The sequence below is a fragment of the Caulobacter sp. genome (assembly GCF_017744445.1).
In the GTDB taxonomy this organism is placed as follows: Bacteria; Pseudomonadota; Alphaproteobacteria; order Caulobacterales; family Caulobacteraceae; genus Caulobacter.
Genome location: NZ_JAGIBH010000016.1, coordinates 38,172 through 52,541, shown reverse-complemented (window position 1 = coordinate 52,541; position 14,370 = coordinate 38,172). Strand labels below are relative to the sequence as shown.

Below are 14,370 nucleotides of genomic sequence, written 5' to 3'. Positions count from 1 at the left end.
GACCCAAGCTGAGTCCGCCGCGAACTCGGCCAAGGCCGCTTGGATCCCCGCTTTCGCGGGGATGATCGGTGTGGGGGTTTGCTCGTGACGGATATTCTGGCGAAGATTGCGAACTACAAGCGCGAGGACGTCGCAGGCCGCAAGGCCGAGCACTCGCAGGCCGATGTCGACGCCCTCGCCCTGGTCGCCACGCCGCCGCGTGGCTTCAAGGCCGCGCTGGAGGCCCATCATGCGCCTGGCAAGCTGTCGCTGATCGCCGAGATCAAGAAGGCCTCGCCCTCCAAGGGCCTGATCCGCGAGGACTTCGATCCGCCGGTGCTGGCCCGCGCCTATGAGGCCGGCGGCGCGGCGTGCCTGTCCGTGCTGACGGACGGCCCCAGCTTCCAGGGCGCCGACGAGTATCTGGTGGCCGCCCGCGCGGCTACCGCCCTGCCCTGCATCCGCAAGGACTTCCTGGTCGATCCCTGGCAGGTGGCTGAAAGCCGCGCCCTGGGCGCTGACGCCATCCTGGTCATCCTGGCGATGATCGACGACGTGCTGGCCGCCGAGCTGATGGCCGAGGCCAAGCGCCTGGGCATGGACGCCCTGGTCGAGGTCCACGACGAGGCCGAGATGGCTCGCGCCGGCGTCCTGGGCTCGGACCTCGTGGGCATCAACAACCGCGACCTGAAGAGCTTCGTCGTCGACCTGGCCGTCACCGAACGCCTGTCGACCCAGGCGCCCAAGGGCGCCCTGCTGGTCACCGAGAGCGGCATCTTCACCCACGAGGATGTCGTGCGGATGGAAGCGACCGGCGCCAAGGCCATGCTCGTGGGCGAAAGCCTGATGCGCAACGCCGACGTCACGACGGCCACCCAGACCCTGATCGGCTGACGGGATCGGGTACGCGCCATCTGGCGTTTTTTCCCGCGCCCGCTCACAGTCTACTCAACAAGAACACGGCCGCGCGAGGAAACGCGAATGCATTGGCTCGCCCGCGTGGTGAATTGGTCCCTCGTCGCCTTCTTCAAGCGCGAGGGCTGGACGATCGAGGGCTCCGCCCCGACCACGACCCGCAAATTCGTGATCATCGCCGCGCCGCACACCAGTAACTGGGACTTCGTTTATTTCCTGGGCGCGGCCGACGCGCTGAACCTGAAGCTCAGCTTCATGGGCAAGGCCTCGCTGTTCCGCTGGCCGTTCGAGCGCCTGATGAGGGACCTCGGCGGCGTGCCGATCGACCGCTCGCAGTCGCGCGACACAGTCCAGGCCATGGCTGATGAGTTCGCCCGCCGCGACGAGTTCATGCTGACGATCGCGCCCGAGGGCACGCGCGGCAAGGCCAGCGGCTGGAAGACCGGCTTCTACAACATCGCCCTCAAGGCCGGCGTGCCGATGGTGCCCGGCTTCATGGACTACAAGCGCAAGGTGGTGGGCCTGGGCCCGGCGATGATGCCCAGCGGCGACTACGAGAAGGACCTGGCGGTGCTGGCGGCGTTCTACGCGCCCGTCACGCCCAAGCATCCGGAATTGAAGACCGTGCTCTAGCGCGCCACGATTTAGCCAAGCTCGCCGTCCTAACCTTGACTTGAGCCAAGCAAGGGGACGGCGATGCGCAAGTGGACTGAAGGCCTGATCGAAACCGCCAAGACGATGGCCATCGTGCTGGTGGTGTTCCTGATCCCGCGCACGGTCTTCTGCCAGCCGTTCACGATCCCCTCGGAGTCGATGCAGCCCACCCTCCTGGTCGGCGACTACATCCTGGTCTCCAAATATCCGTACGGGGTGAGCCGCCACTCGATCCCGCTCAGCCCGCCCGTGGGCCACGGCCGCCTGCTGGGCCAGGCGCCCGAGCGCGGCGACATCGTAGTGTTCAAGAAGCCCAGCGACGGCCGCACCGACGTGATCAAGCGGGTCATCGGCCTGCCCGGCGACCGCATCCAGATGAGCGGCGGCGTCGTGCGCATCAACGGCGCGCCGGTGACCCAGACCCTCACCGGCATCGACGCCGAAGGTTCGCCCGGCGCCTGGCCGATCCCGGTCCGCCACCTGCGCGAGACCCTGCCCAATGGCCGCACCTACGCCACCAACAGCTTTGGCGCCGACACCCAGGCCGCCAATACCGGCGTCTATACCGTACCGGCCGGCTGCTACTTCGTGATGGGCGACAATCGCGACAACTCGCTGGACAGCCGCTTTAACCCCGGCTCGACGCCGAAGGGTTATGCCTCCTGCGCCTGGGACGTGGCCCGCGACGCCGACCTTCCGCCGGAGCTGGGCATGGGCTTCATCCCGGCCGAGAACCTGGTCGGCCGCGCCGAGCGGGTGCTGTTCTCGTGGAACGGCCACGGCCTGCGCCTGGATCGCACCTTCAAGTCGCTACCTGCCCGCAAGGTTGGCTGAGCCCACAACCGCCGCTAGGGTCCGCGCCAGCTCGAGTAGAGGGAATCGGATGCGGGCCTTCCTGTCCAAGCTGCGTCGCGTGTTGTCGCCTGCACCGCCCGTGAACGACGCCGTGACCGCGCCGCAAGAGCTCTGGCACCTGGTGGGCGCCGCCGACGCCGACTACGTGCGCGTCGGCCAGCAGTTCAAGCAGCTGTTCATCGACGCGGGCCTGCAGCCCCACCACGCCATCCTGGACGTTGGCTGCGGCATCGGCCGCGCCGCCGCGCCGCTTGTGGACTATCTGGACGAGACCGGCCGCTATGCCGGCTTCGACGTCATGGCCCAGGCCATCGACTGGTGCCGCGCCAATATCGCCGTCGGCGATGCGCGCTTCGAATTCACCCACGCCGACATGCACAGCGACCGGTATAATCCGGAAGGCTCGCAGCCGGCCAGCCGCTTCGTCTTTCCCTATCCGGACGCGAGTTTCGACTTCGTCTGGCTGGGCTCGGTGTTCACCCACCTCTTGGCGGCCGATCAGGCCCAGTTCGCGCGCGAGATCGCCCGCGTGCTGAAGCCCGCCGGGACCAGCGTCATCTCCTGGTACCTGATCGACGACGAAGCCCGCGCCAACACCGGAAACGGCCAGATCGCCTTCGACTTCGTCCACGCCCTGAACGGTTGCTGGACGGCGAACCCGGACATGCCCGAAGACACGATCGCCTACGACCTGGCCGAGATCCTGGCGCAGTACGAGGCGCTGGGCCTGGACGTACTGACCGTCGCGCTCGGCGTCTGGCGTAGCCAGCCCATGCAGGACCAGGACATCATCGTGGCCCGCAAACGCACCTGAAAGCTTTCGTTAAGCTTTTGATTCTGGTCGACATTTACCCTATCGGCCAAGCTAGTCCTTGATTTTCCACACCTTTCTCGAGCGAACGACGCTCGACTTGACTTTAACGCGGAACGCCTAGAGAACATTCGAAAGGTTTGCGGTTTGTTCCGCGCTCCAGCCGAGGTTCACATGCTCACCCGCAAGCAGCACGAACTGCTGATGTTCATCCACGAGCGGATCAAGGAGACCGGCGTCTCCCCCTCGTTCGACGAGATGAAGGAGGCCCTGGACCTGGCCTCCAAGTCGGGCATCCACAGGCTGATCACGGCCCTGGAAGAGCGCGGCTTCATCCGCCGCCTGGCCCACCGAGCCCGGGCGCTGGAGGTGGTGAAGCTACCGCAGCAGGCCACGACGGCCGCGCCGCCCAAGGGCCGCGGAGCCTTCCGCCCGCAGGTGTTCGAAGGCGGCGGTTCGCCTCCGCCCGCGCCGGCCGCCTCGGCGGCGCCGGCCAATGACAGTCGCGAACTGCCAATCCTGGGCAAGATCGCCGCCGGCACCCCGATCGACGCCATCCAGCACGAACGCGAGCGCCTGCCGGTGCCGGAAGCCATGCTGGGCAACGGCGAACACTATGTCCTCGAGGTGCAGGGCGACTCGATGATCGAGGCCGGCATCCTCGACGGCGACTACGTCATCATCAAGAAGGGCGACACCGCCACCTCGGGCGAGATCGTCGTCGCCCTGGTCGGCGAGGAAGCCACCCTGAAACGCCTGCGCAAGAAGGGCGGCTCAATCGCCCTGGAAGCCGCCAACCCCAAGTATGAGACCCGCATCTTCGGCCCCGACCAGGTCGAGGTGCAGGGCAAGCTGGTGGGCCTGATCCGCCGGTATCACTAGGCGCTGCCCTAGCGAGTTGAAAATTGGCCCCGACCTCGCCTGAGGTTCGGGGCCTTTTCATTTACCCGTCATTCCCGCCCTTGTGGCGGGAACCCCTGGTTCAGCTGACACGTGAGAGGCAAGCCATCGCTTGGCGTGAAGCCCCGACTGCACCTGCGGCGGTTAGAGGGGTTCCCGCCACAAGGGCGGGAATGACGACCTGGAAGGTGGGCTGGTTACAGCCGCCCCTCCTCCGCCAACCGCTTGGCAGCCTTGTCGAACCCGGCCCACGCCGCCGCCGCCAGCGATGCGCCCGTGCTGACCCGGCGCACGCCCAGCGCGCCCAGGCTCTCGACCGTCATGTCCGAGCCCCAGAACAGGATATTGACCGGCTTGGGGGCCACGGCCTGGACGATGGCGCGGATCTCGTCCGGATCGGTCACCGCCGGGGCGTAGAGGCAGTCGGCGCCCGCCTCGGCGTAGGCCTTCAGACGCTCCAGGGTCGGCGCCAGGTCGCGATTGCCCCGAAGATAGCCTTCCGTGCGGCCAATCAGGATCACATCCTGACCCGAGGCGTCGATGGCGGCGCGGGCGGCCTTCAAGCGCTCGACAGCGACCGGCAGGTCGTAGAGGGCCGAACCCGACCAGTCCTCGATCGACAGGCCCGCGACACCGGCCTCGATGGCCAGGGTGACGCTTTCGCCAACGCCTTCAGGCGTGTCAGCGAAACCGGCCTCGAAGTCGGCGTTCACCGGCAGGTCGGTGGCGGCGCACAGCATCCGCAGATGATCGATCACCTCATCGCGCGTGATCTGGCCGTCGTCCTTTCCCAGCGCCCAGGCCGCGCCGGCGCTGGTCGAGGCCAGGGCCTTGAAGCCCAGCTTCTGCAGCCGCTTGGCGCTGCCGGCGTCCCACGGATTGGGCAGGGCAAAGCAGCCCTCGGCGTGCAGGGCGCGGAAAGCGGCGCGGCGGGCAGCGAACGGGTTCGACATCACGGATCCTCCAGAAGGCGCCGGAGGCTTAGCCGCCACCTGTGTCATCGGGTGTCAGCAGGCGGCTCCAGGGCCGGTCGCCACGCAGCGGCTGCGCCCAGACGATGCGCCAGCCGTCCGGATGGCGATAGAGCTCGGCGGCCCCGCCCCGCGCGAAATCCTCGGCGGCCAGCAGGACGGTGTCAGCGCACAGCGGCGGGATCCGCGCCGGCGCCGCGCCCCGGATGACCACCACCTCGCTGGCCACGCACATGCCCGATAACGTCTCGGCGTCAGGCGTCTTGCGGCTCCAGGCCAGGGATAGCCGCACCGGCGCGCCCAGGGCCGGCGCGCAGACCCGCTTGTCGCAGGCATAGAGGCTCCAGGTTGCTGGCTCGAGACCGCGTCGGCGCGCCCACAACTCTGCGCCAAAGCGCTTGGCGTCAGTACGCAGCAGCACGGCGGCATCGCCGGAGCGAACGGCCGCTGTGGCGCCATCAGCTGCGATCCAGGCGTCCGGCGGCGTTGGCCTGGGCCACAAGGCGACCGCCAGGGCCATGGGCGCACCGATCCAGCGCAGACGGCCCTTCCACAGGCACAGGATCATCAAGCCCAGAAACGCGACCACCAGCACCTGGGGCGGCGCGCTGGCCACGATCCTCTGCGCGCCGTGGGCGTCGGCGAAGCCATTGGCGATCCCGACCATGCCGTCGATGCCCCAGCCGGCCACGGCCAGGAACGGCGCCCCCAGGCCGAAGGGCTCCAGCAAGGTCCCGATCGCCAGGAACGGCATGATCACGAATGACGACAGCGGCGCGACCGCCAGGTTGGCGGGCAAGCCCCAGACGGCGACGCGGTTGAAGTGCTGCATGGCGAACGGCGCGGTGGCCAGGCCCGCCACCAGGCTCGCCGCGACCGAGGCCGCCAGCCAGACGATTCCCGCCTGCGGCCAGCGAATCCACCAGGGCGTCGAAATCTCCTTCACCGGACGCGGCCAGGCTTCGGCCAAGGCCACCAAGGCTGCGGTGGCGGCGAACGACATCTGGAAACCCGGCTCGCCGGCGGTCTCGGGCTTCAGCGCCAGGATCAACAGCGCCGCCAGAGCCAAGCCGTGCAGGGTGATGGCCCGGCGGTCGAACAGGATGGCCAGGAACGCCACGCTGGCCGTGATCGCCGCCCGCTCGGCCGGTGGCGGCGCGCCGGAGATGACGAGGTAGCCCAGCACGGCGACGAGCCCCGCCATGGCGGCGATCTTCTTGCCCGGCGCCCGCAGGGCCAGCCACGGCCAGGCGGCGACGCCCAGCCGGACCACACCGAACACGAAGCCGCCGACAATGGCCATGTGCAGGCCCGAAATCGACAGGATGTGCGCCAGTCCCGACGCCCGCATGGCCTCGGTCTGCTCCTCGGTGATCCAGGCTTCGTGGCCGGTGACCATGGCCGCGCCGATACCGCCGCTCTCGGGACCCATCCGCGCCAGGATCCGCTGGGCCAAGCTCCAGCGGAAGGCATTGATCGCCATGGACAGCCGCAGGCGCCACGGCGGCGGGTCCAGCCGCGCGACGTCCCAGTCGCCAATCATGAAGCCCACGCCGCCGATCGAGTCGAACCAGGCGTCGCGGGCGAAGTCATAGGATCCTGGCGCGGCCGGTGGCGGCGGCGGTCCCAGCATGGCCCGCAGGCGGATGGGCTGGCCTGGCGCCGGCGTCTCGGTCTCGCCGATCGTCACCCGTATGCGGCGCGGCGTGTGCTCCGGCGGCAGACCCGACACCCAGGCGGGGGCGATCAGCAGCCGCGGCCCGCCCGCGCCGGGACTGACCACGTCGACGACGAAACCCTCCACCCGCCGCACGACCCGCTCTCCGGCCATGATCGGCGCGGCCACGCGGTCGCTACGAACCTTGGCGGCCAGGCCTCCAGCTGCGCCGCCGGCCGCCAGACTGGCCACAGCCACCAGCAGCGCGGCCGCGTTCCGCTGCCGAAGCGTCCACCAGACGACCGCCAGGACCAGCGTCATGCCGCCCAGCAACCAGAACGACGGCTCGCGGCTCGCGTCCAGATAGCTGGCCGCGCCAAGGCCGAACGTCACGGGCGTCCACAGGAAGGCCCGCGCCGTATTGACTCGCAGTTCGGCGACCGTCAGCGCCGCGGCGTCCCGCCAGGAGACCCGCATAGCCGCTGTCGCCGGCGCGGCATCAGTAAGTTCCGCGCCTAACACCCGGAAACCACTGTATTTTTGACGGTTAAGCCAAGTTCGCCGCGATGCGGAAAATGGCTGGTCCCGGAAGGAAGCGGCATGCTAAGACGCCCCGCCCGAACCGCCTTGCGGTTCGCGTTCCTCGACGCCATCTCGGCGTCCAGCCCCACAGACTTGAAGCTCATGTCGAACCCCACCTCCACGACTGGCGTCGTCACGCGCTTCGCCCCCTCGCCCACCGGTTTCCTGCATATCGGCGGCGCCCGCACGGCGCTGTTCAACTGGTTATATGCGCGCCATACGGGAGGGAAGTTCCTTATTCGCGTCGAGGACACCGATCGCGAGCGTTCGACCGAAGCGGCCGTCGCCGCCATCTTCGAAGGCCTGAACTGGCTGGGCCTGGAATCGGACGCCGAGGTCGTGTTCCAGCACACCCGCGCCCCGCGCCACGTCGAGGCCGTGCAGGAGATGTTGGCCGCCGGCCGCGCCTATCGCTGCTGGATGACCGTCGAGGAGCTGGAAGTCGCCCGCGAGAAGGCCCGCGCTGAAGGCCGCGCCATCCGCTCGCCCTGGCGCGACGCGCCCGAAGGCGACCTGTCGATCCCGCACGTCATTCGCTTCAAGGGTCCGCTGGACGGCGAGACCGTTGTGGACGACATGGTCAAGGGCCCGGTGACCTTCCGCAATATCGAGCTGGACGACCTCGTTTTGCTGCGCGCCGACGGCGCCCCGACCTACAACCTGGCCGTGGTCGTCGATGACCACGACATGGGCGTCACCCACGTGATCCGTGGCGACGACCACCTGAACAACGCCGCCCGCCAGAGCCTGATCTACAAGGCCCTGGGCTGGGACGTGCCGGCCTTCGCCCACATCCCGCTGATCCACGGTCCGGACGGCGCCAAGCTCAGCAAGCGCCACGGCGCGCAAGCCGTCGGCGAGTTCGCCGACCTGGGCTACATCCCCGAAGGCATGCGCAACTACCTGGCCCGCCTGGGCTGGGGCCATGGCGACGACGAGGTCTTCAACGACGAGCAGGCGATCAGCTGGTTCGACGTGGCAGACGTGGTCAAGGCGCCCGCGCGCCTGGACTGGGCAAAGCTGAATCACATCAACGCCCAGCACCTGCGCAAGGCCGACGACGCCCGCCTGACGGATCTGGCCCTCGACGCCGCTCAAAAACGCGGCGAGACCCTCCCCGCCGACGCCCGCGAGCGCATCGCCCGCACCGTTCCGGAAGTGAAGGAAGGCGCCAAGACCATCCTGGAGTTGGTCGACCACTGCGCCTTCGCGCTGAAGACGCGGCCGCTGGCGCTGGAAGAGAAAACCCAAAAGCAGCTGACCGAGGAAACCGTCGAGCGCCTGAAGCGCCTGCGGGACCAACTGGCCTCGGTCGCCAGCTTCGACGCCCCCACCCTGGAAACCGCGTTGAAAACGTTCGCGGAATCCGAGGGTGTCGGCTTCGGCAAGTTCGGCCCTGCCCTGCGCGGGATCCTGACCGGCGGCGCGCCGGCTCCGGACCTGAACAAGACCATGGCCGCGCTCTCCCGCGAAGAGAGTTTGGGGCGCCTTGACGACGCCCTGGCCTAGCGCGCATGAGGCGCTATAACGCACCTGCGAAAACGAAAGTTGGACTGCTCGTTCCAATTTATGAAGGGGTCTAATGATGACCGATAAAGCCACGCTGACGATCGGCGACAAGAGCTACGACCTGCCGATCCTCAAGGGCAGCACGGGTCCGGACGTTCTGGACATCCGAAAGGTCTACGCTGAAAGCGACCACTTCACGTTCGATCCGGGCTTCACGTCCACGGCTTCGTGCGAAAGCAAGATCACCTATATCGACGGCGACGCCGGGATTCTGCTGCACCGCGGCTATCCCATCGACCAGCTGGCCGAGAAGTCCTCGTTCCTCGAGGTCTGCCACCTGCTGCTGAACGGCGAACTCCCGACGGCCGACGAGTTCGCCAAGTTCGAGCGCAACATCACCTATCATACGATGCTGCACGCTCAGTTCGACCGCTTCTTCGAGGGCTTCCGCCGCGACGCTCACCCGATGGCCGTCATGACCGGCGCCGTCGGCGCCCTGTCGGCCTTCTACGCCGACAGCATCAATGTCGACGACGCCCGCGAGCGTGAGATCAGCGCCCATCGCCTGATCGCCAAGATGCCGACGATCGCCGCCCGCGCCTACAAGTACACGGTCGGCCAGCCGTTCGTGTCGCCGCGCAACGACCTGTCGTACTCGGAAAACTTCCTGCGCATGTGCTTCGCCGTGCCGGCCGAGGACTGGAAGCCGAATCCGGTGCTGACCCGCGCCATGGACCGGATCTTCATCCTGCACGCCGACCACGAGCAGAACGCCTCGACCTCGACCGTCCGCCTGGCCGGTTCGTCGGGCGCGCACCCGTTCGCCTGCATCGCCGCCGGCATCGCCTGCCTGTGGGGCCCGTCGCACGGCGGCGCCAACCAGGAAGCCCTGGAGATGCTGGAAACCATCGGCTCGGTCGAGAACATCCCGGACTACGTCCAGGGCGTGAAGGACCGCAAGTACAAGCTGATGGGCTTCGGCCACCGCGTGTACAAGAACTTCGACCCGCGCGCGAAGGTCATGCAGAAGACCGCCCACGAAGTGCTGGCGGAACTGGGCCACAACAACGACCCGCTGCTGCAGGTCGCCCAGGAATTGGAAAAGGTCGCCCTGAGCGATCCGTATTTCATCGACCGCAAGCTGTACCCGAACATCGATTTCTATTCGGGCATCACCCTGCGCGCGATGGGCTTCCCGACCAACATGTTCACCGTGCTGTTCGCCCTGGCCCGCACCGTCGGCTGGATCAGCCAGTGGAAGGAAATGTTCGAGGACCCCACCCGCAAGATCGGTCGTCCGCGTCAGCTCTACACGGGCGCCACGCAACGCGACTACGTGCCGGTCGAGAAGCGCTAAGCGTTTTCTCCTCGGAGATACGGATCAGGCCCCGCTTCGGCGGGGCCTTTTTCGTTCTAGCGCTTGAGCAGGAAGCTGAGGACCTCGGCGACGGCGCGGTAGAGGGCCTCGGGGATCTCCTCGTCGATCTCGATGGTCGACAGGGCCTGGGCCAGCACGGGGTCTTCCTCGATCGGCACGCCATGCTCGCGGGCCGTCTCGATGATCTTCTCGCCCACCCAACCCTGGCCCGAGGCCACGACCTTGGGGGCGTTGGGTTCTTCGTAGAGCAAGGCCACGGCGATGCGCGGCCGCGCCGAGGGTCCGCTGATCCCGCTCATGAGGCCTGGTCCACGAAATGGCCCAGCGGGCTGACGCCGCCGGGCGATGGCGGCGCGCCGGAATGGACGGCGACCTCGGGGGTTAGCTCGGCTTCGCGCAGGGCCGCGCCCAGGCTCTCCTCGCCGGCCCGCAGGCGCGCGATCGTCTCAGCCCGCTCGGCCCACAGCGAGACGCGGGTGCGAGACCCCGTCAGGGTGACCATGGCATGGACCGGTCCCAGCGGCTCGATATCGATCGAGAACCGGGCCTTGTAGGTGCGCTCGGCCGGACCGGCCGCGCCGCCGCTGGAACCGCCGCCGTCGTGGCTGATCTCGAACTGGGCGACGGCCACGCCCTGAGGTGTGACGAACGGCAGGTCTAGGTTCAGACGCGCGCCTTGCGGGCGGGTCTCAAGGGTTTCGGGATCGTGCTGCTGGGCTTCTGGCAGCGAGGCGATCTGCATCAGGTCCTGGCGCGCCAGAGCGCCGCTCGCGCCTTTCAGCAGGCCGCGCACGACGTCGATGGTCGGTTGGCCCGGGGACAGCGCGGGAGCCGTCGGTTTCTGGCCCGCCATCGGTCCGCCAGCGTAGGGCGGCGGCGGGACCTTGGAGCGGGCGATCTCGGCGGCCGGAGCGCCGTAACCGCGCGCGACGACGGTCTTGGCCTCGGCTAGCGGAAGCGGCTCCTCGGCGACGGTCTCCTCAGCCAGCAGGCCGGCCTGGATCAGCGGCGACAGCGCCTGCCGCATGGTCGCGACGGGATTCGGCGAAGCCTTGGGCGGGGCCACGAAGGACCCAAACCGCGCGGCGAGTTGCTCGTCCTCGGGCGGCTGTGGCGCTGGCATGTTCGGCCTGGGCGCCGGAATGGCTTCTTCAGCCTGTGCGATCGTCGGCGACGGCGTGGACGTTGCCTGCGTCGTCACGGCCGGAGCGTCGTTCGGGACCTCGGCCGAAGTCGTTTGAGCTAGCGCTGGGCTCGACGGACGTGTGGCCGCCTGTGTCGGGGTCGTCTGAGCCAAAGCTGGTTGGGCGCCGGCGCTCTGCGGCGTGGCGCGGACCGTAGGTTCGCCAGGCTCCGTCGGGGTCGAACGCGACTCGGCGGCAGGCTCTGTCGGCGGTTCAGTAGCCGACTGCGGAACGGCGCGGGCCAGCCAGGCCGACAGCGCGCCCCGGAACACCAGCAGCGCCGCCTTCATGTCGTTGGCCTGCGGGAGCGCGGGCGCGGTCTCGCCGGCCGCCGTCGGTGGCGTCGCGGCGGCGCGGGCCATGCGAGCTTCCAGGAACACGCCGGAGCGTTCGACCGCTTGGCGCAGACCTTGGGGCGTAGCCAGATCGGCCGCCTCGGGCGTCTGGGCCAGCAACGCCCTGCCCGCCTCGCGCACCTCGGGCGGCATGTCGGGGCGGTCGACGACAGCGCGAACATTGGCCATCAGCGGCGCGATCCCGACCTGGCGCGGCACGGCCTCGGCGGCGGCGGTGCGCACGGCGCGCGCCATGCGGGTCTCTGGTGTCGGCTTGGCTGCCAGGGCCTGCTGCTGAGCCTGAGGCGCGCCCTTGGCCGTGCTGGCGGCGTCGGCGGTGTGTCCCGCGTCCTGGGTGGAGGTCTGGCCGACCTGCTCGACGGGTGTGCCGCCCTTGGGGGTCTGAGGCGTGGCAGGACGGTCGACGATCTGGCCCAGCTCGGCGCTCATGTTCGTCAGGGCCTGGCGGGCCATGGCCTGCAGGACGGCGACCGAATCCGGAGGGGTTCCGGCCGGATGGGCTGGAAGGATCGGGGTCAGGGGCGTGGTCGGGTCGATGGCCACGACGACGACTCCACAGCGGCAGTTCCACCGAAACTAGGAGTCGAGCGTAAAGCTCCGGTTAACCACCTTGGCCGTGAGCCTTCAGGAAGCTCAGCAGAGCGTCGGCGGCGGCCTCCGACGGGTCGGGCATTCCTCGGCCCATCTTGTCCAATGCAGCGCTCTGCTCAGCCGCCTGGCGGGCCCTCAGTGAAGGATCGTCCAGCAGCTTGCCGACCTCACGCGCCAGCCCTTCGCCGTCGCAGGCGTCCTGCAGCAGTTCCGGCGCCACGGCCTTGCCGGCGGCGATGTTGAACAGCGTCACCCATTTTGGCTTCATCAGGCGCTTGAGGATGGCGTAGGTGATCGCGCCAGTCTTGTAGCCGACGACCATGGGCGCGCCGGCCAGGGCCAGTTCGGTGGTGACCGTGCCACTGCAGGCCAGGGCCACGTCGCCGGCGACGAAGGCGTCGTCCTTCAGCGCTTCGTCCTCAATGACATGGGCGCGGAACGGCCATCCGGCCACGCGAGCCTTCACGGCCTCGACCACGGTGTAGGCGGCCGGGATCACCACGACCACGTCGGGCCGGTCGGCCTTGATCCGACGCACGGCGTCCTCGAAGGCCGGCATGACGCGCTCGATCTCGGACGGGCGGCTGCCGGGCAGCACCAGCAAGACCTGGTCGGTCGCCGAGGCGCCCACGGCGGCCCGCAGGCGCGCGCCGTCAGCGTGGTCGAAGCGCTTGGCCAGGGCCGAGTTGCCGACGAAGACGTTTTTCAGCCCAGCGGCGTCGAAATACGGCTTGTCCATCGGCTGGATCGACAACAGCAGGTCGACAGCCTTGGCCAGGCCCTGGGCGCGCCCTTCGCGATACGCCCAGACCTGCGGCGCGACGTACTTCACCAGCGGCATCTTGGGATCGAGCTTCCGCAGCGCCTTGGCCAGGCGGATGTTGAAGCCCCAGCTGTCGATCAGGATCGCTACATCGGGCTTTTCGCGGGACGCCAGGGCCACGGTGTCGTCCAGCCGGGCCTTGACCGTCGGATAGGCCTTCAGGCCCTCCCAGATGCCTAGGATCGATAATTGGGCGATATCGAAGGGGCTATCGACCCCCTGCTCGGCCATCTTGGCCCCGCCAATGCCGACGAAGGTCACGCCTTTGCCCAGCCGCGCCCGCAGCGCCTTGGCCAGGCTGGCGCCCAACGCGTCGCCCGAAGCCTCGGCGGCGACCAACATGACTTTGAGCATCAGGGCCGCCCCTGCGGATCGACCCCCAGCACGAAGAGGCCAAGGTCGTCGGCGCAGGCGATCACCGCCTCACGGTCGACCACCAGCAGGCGACCGGTCTCGCCGACCACGCCGGCCAGGCCCGCGCGGGCGGCGCGCTGGATGGTGGCGACGCCGATGGTGGGCAGGTCGACCTTGGTCTCCTGGATCGGCTTGGGCGCCTTGGCCAGCACGCCGCGCGGACGCTCGGCCGAGCCTCGGATGGCCCCTGGCAGCTGCTCCACTCGGCGCAGCATGGCGTCGGTGCCTTCCTGGGCCTCGACGGCCAGGACCAGGCCGTCGCAGACCACGGCGCCCTGCCCCACGTCCAGGCGGCCGATCTCGCGCGCCACATGCAGGGCCTTGTCGATGTCGGCCATTTGCTCGGGCTTGGGCATGTGCTTGCCCAGGCGGCCGCGCGGCAGGGTCATCTCGCCCATCACCTCGTGGGCGCCCTCGATCTCGAAGCCTTCCTTCTCGAACTCGTCCAGCACCCGGCGCAACAGGGCGTCGTCCCCCTTGCGGGCGGCGACGATCAGGCTGGGCAGCACCTTCACGCCCCGGGCGTCAGGCAACAGCTTGGCGAAATCAGGACGGCTGACATTGCCGGCGAAGCAGACGACCTCGCAGCCCTCGGCTTTCAACGCCTTGAACGCCTTGCCGAACTCGCCGATGCCAACCTCGACGCCGGCATAGCGGGCCAAGGTCGGTTCGGCGAACCCGCGCAGGCGCATGACGGAAAACGCCCGTCCGGCGGCCTCGCAATGGGCCGCCAGTTCGACGGGAAGCGACCCGCCGCCGGCGATCAGACCCAGCTTGCGCATCACCCTACC

General features: G+C 68.7%; 13 protein-coding genes. 7 read left to right on the top strand and 6 right to left on the bottom strand.

Going from position 1 to position 14,370, the window contains the following annotated elements; translation table 11 throughout:
* The first annotated feature begins 84 nt into the window (after nt 1-84).
* From trpC to lexA, 5 genes are all read left to right on the top strand, one after another.
* Nucleotides 85-873 carry an indole-3-glycerol phosphate synthase TrpC gene (gene trpC / locus J7528_RS20345; RefSeq protein WP_291878230.1) on the top strand — a complete coding sequence of 263 codons (789 nt, stop codon included), beginning with the start codon at nt 85-87 and terminating at the stop codon, nt 871-873.
* 87 nt (nt 874-960) lie between these two features.
* Nucleotides 961-1,527, top strand: a complete 567-nt coding sequence (locus tag J7528_RS20340; RefSeq protein WP_291878227.1) for a lysophospholipid acyltransferase family protein — start codon at nt 961-963, stop codon at nt 1,525-1,527.
* A gap of 63 nt (nt 1,528-1,590) precedes the next feature.
* Nucleotides 1,591-2,382, top strand: coding sequence for a signal peptidase I (gene lepB, locus J7528_RS20335; protein ID WP_291878225.1), 792 nt, complete (start codon nt 1,591-1,593; stop codon nt 2,380-2,382).
* Nucleotides 2,383-2,431: 49 nt separating this feature from the next.
* Nucleotides 2,432-3,217 (top strand): class I SAM-dependent methyltransferase, encoded by a 786-nt coding sequence (locus J7528_RS20330; protein WP_363270272.1) that lies wholly within the window; start codon nt 2,432-2,434, stop codon nt 3,215-3,217.
* A gap of 171 nt (nt 3,218-3,388) precedes the next feature.
* Nucleotides 3,389-4,096 carry a transcriptional repressor LexA gene (gene lexA, locus J7528_RS20325; protein WP_291878222.1) on the top strand — a complete coding sequence of 236 codons (708 nt, stop codon included), beginning with the start codon at nt 3,389-3,391 and terminating at the stop codon, nt 4,094-4,096.
* A gap of 215 nt (nt 4,097-4,311) precedes the next feature.
* On the opposite strand, the gene J7528_RS20320 is transcribed toward lexA, so the two are convergent.
* Together J7528_RS20320 and J7528_RS20315 are read right to left on the bottom strand one after the other, a co-directional pair.
* Nucleotides 4,312-5,067 (bottom strand): isocitrate lyase/phosphoenolpyruvate mutase family protein, encoded by a 756-nt coding sequence (locus J7528_RS20320; protein ID WP_291878219.1) that lies wholly within the window; start codon nt 5,065-5,067, stop codon nt 4,312-4,314.
* Nucleotides 5,068-5,095: 28 nt separating this feature from the next.
* Nucleotides 5,096-7,219 (bottom strand): ComEC/Rec2 family competence protein, encoded by a 2,124-nt coding sequence (locus J7528_RS20315; protein ID WP_291878217.1) that lies wholly within the window; start codon nt 7,217-7,219, stop codon nt 5,096-5,098.
* A gap of 207 nt (nt 7,220-7,426) precedes the next feature.
* On the opposite strand from J7528_RS20315, the gene gltX reads away from it, so the two are divergent.
* Together gltX and gltA are read left to right on the top strand one after the other, a co-directional pair.
* Nucleotides 7,427-8,833, top strand: coding sequence for a glutamate--tRNA ligase (gene gltX / locus J7528_RS20310; protein ID WP_291878214.1), 1,407 nt, complete (start codon nt 7,427-7,429; stop codon nt 8,831-8,833).
* 76 nt (nt 8,834-8,909) lie between these two features.
* Nucleotides 8,910-10,190 carry a citrate synthase gene (gene gltA / locus J7528_RS20305; RefSeq protein ID WP_291878211.1) on the top strand — a complete coding sequence of 427 codons (1,281 nt, stop codon included), beginning with the start codon at nt 8,910-8,912 and terminating at the stop codon, nt 10,188-10,190.
* A gap of 56 nt (nt 10,191-10,246) precedes the next feature.
* Here the strand turns inward: gltA and J7528_RS20300 are convergent, their stop codons facing one another.
* Genes J7528_RS20300 through J7528_RS20285 form a run of 4 tightly spaced genes read right to left on the bottom strand, consistent with a single transcriptional unit; the run spans nt 10,247 to nt 14,361 of the window.
* Entirely contained in the window at nt 10,247-10,510 is a 264-nt protein-coding gene (locus J7528_RS20300; RefSeq protein WP_291878208.1) for an EscU/YscU/HrcU family type III secretion system export apparatus switch protein, read from the bottom strand.
* Nucleotides 10,507-12,294, bottom strand: a complete 1,788-nt coding sequence (locus J7528_RS20295) for a flagellar hook-length control protein FliK (protein ID WP_291878206.1) — start codon at nt 12,292-12,294, stop codon at nt 10,507-10,509. Before J7528_RS20295 ends, J7528_RS20300 begins: the two co-directional genes overlap by 4 nt.
* Nucleotides 12,295-12,352: 58 nt before the next feature.
* Nucleotides 12,353-13,519: a lipid-A-disaccharide synthase gene (lpxB, locus tag J7528_RS20290; protein WP_291878204.1), complete on the bottom strand. Its 1,167-nt coding sequence runs from the start codon at nt 13,517-13,519 to the stop codon at nt 12,353-12,355.
* Nucleotides 13,519-14,361 (bottom strand): LpxI family protein, encoded by an 843-nt coding sequence (locus tag J7528_RS20285; RefSeq protein WP_291878202.1) that lies wholly within the window; start codon nt 14,359-14,361, stop codon nt 13,519-13,521. Before J7528_RS20285 ends, lpxB begins: the two co-directional genes overlap by 1 nt.
* Nucleotides 14,362-14,370 lie beyond the last annotated feature (9 nt).

Bases quoted from the DNA above. Each gene is read 5' to 3' on its own strand.
- J7528_RS20340 (WP_291878227.1), top strand. From the start codon at position 961: ATGCATTGGCTCGCCCGCGTGGTGAATTGGTCCCTCGTCGCCTTCTTC.
- lepB (WP_291878225.1), top strand. From the start codon at position 1,591: ATGCGCAAGTGGACTGAAGGCCTGATCGAAACCGCCAAGACGATGGCC.
- J7528_RS20330 (WP_363270272.1), top strand. From the start codon at position 2,432: ATGCGGGCCTTCCTGTCCAAGCTGCGTCGCGTGTTGTCGCCTGCACCG.
- lexA (WP_291878222.1), top strand. From the start codon at position 3,389: ATGCTCACCCGCAAGCAGCACGAACTGCTGATGTTCATCCACGAGCGG.
- J7528_RS20320 (WP_291878219.1), bottom strand. From the start codon at position 5,067: ATGTCGAACCCGTTCGCTGCCCGCCGCGCCGCTTTCCGCGCCCTGCAC.
- J7528_RS20315 (WP_291878217.1), bottom strand. From the start codon at position 7,219: ATGCGGGTCTCCTGGCGGGACGCCGCGGCGCTGACGGTCGCCGAACTG.
- gltX (WP_291878214.1), top strand. From the start codon at position 7,427: ATGTCGAACCCCACCTCCACGACTGGCGTCGTCACGCGCTTCGCCCCC.
- gltA (WP_291878211.1), top strand. From the start codon at position 8,910: ATGACCGATAAAGCCACGCTGACGATCGGCGACAAGAGCTACGACCTG.
- J7528_RS20300 (WP_291878208.1), bottom strand. From the start codon at position 10,510: ATGAGCGGGATCAGCGGACCCTCGGCGCGGCCGCGCATCGCCGTGGCC.
- lpxB (WP_291878204.1), bottom strand. From the start codon at position 13,519: ATGCTCAAAGTCATGTTGGTCGCCGCCGAGGCTTCGGGCGACGCGTTG.
- J7528_RS20285 (WP_291878202.1), bottom strand. From the start codon at position 14,361: ATGCGCAAGCTGGGTCTGATCGCCGGCGGCGGGTCGCTTCCCGTCGAA.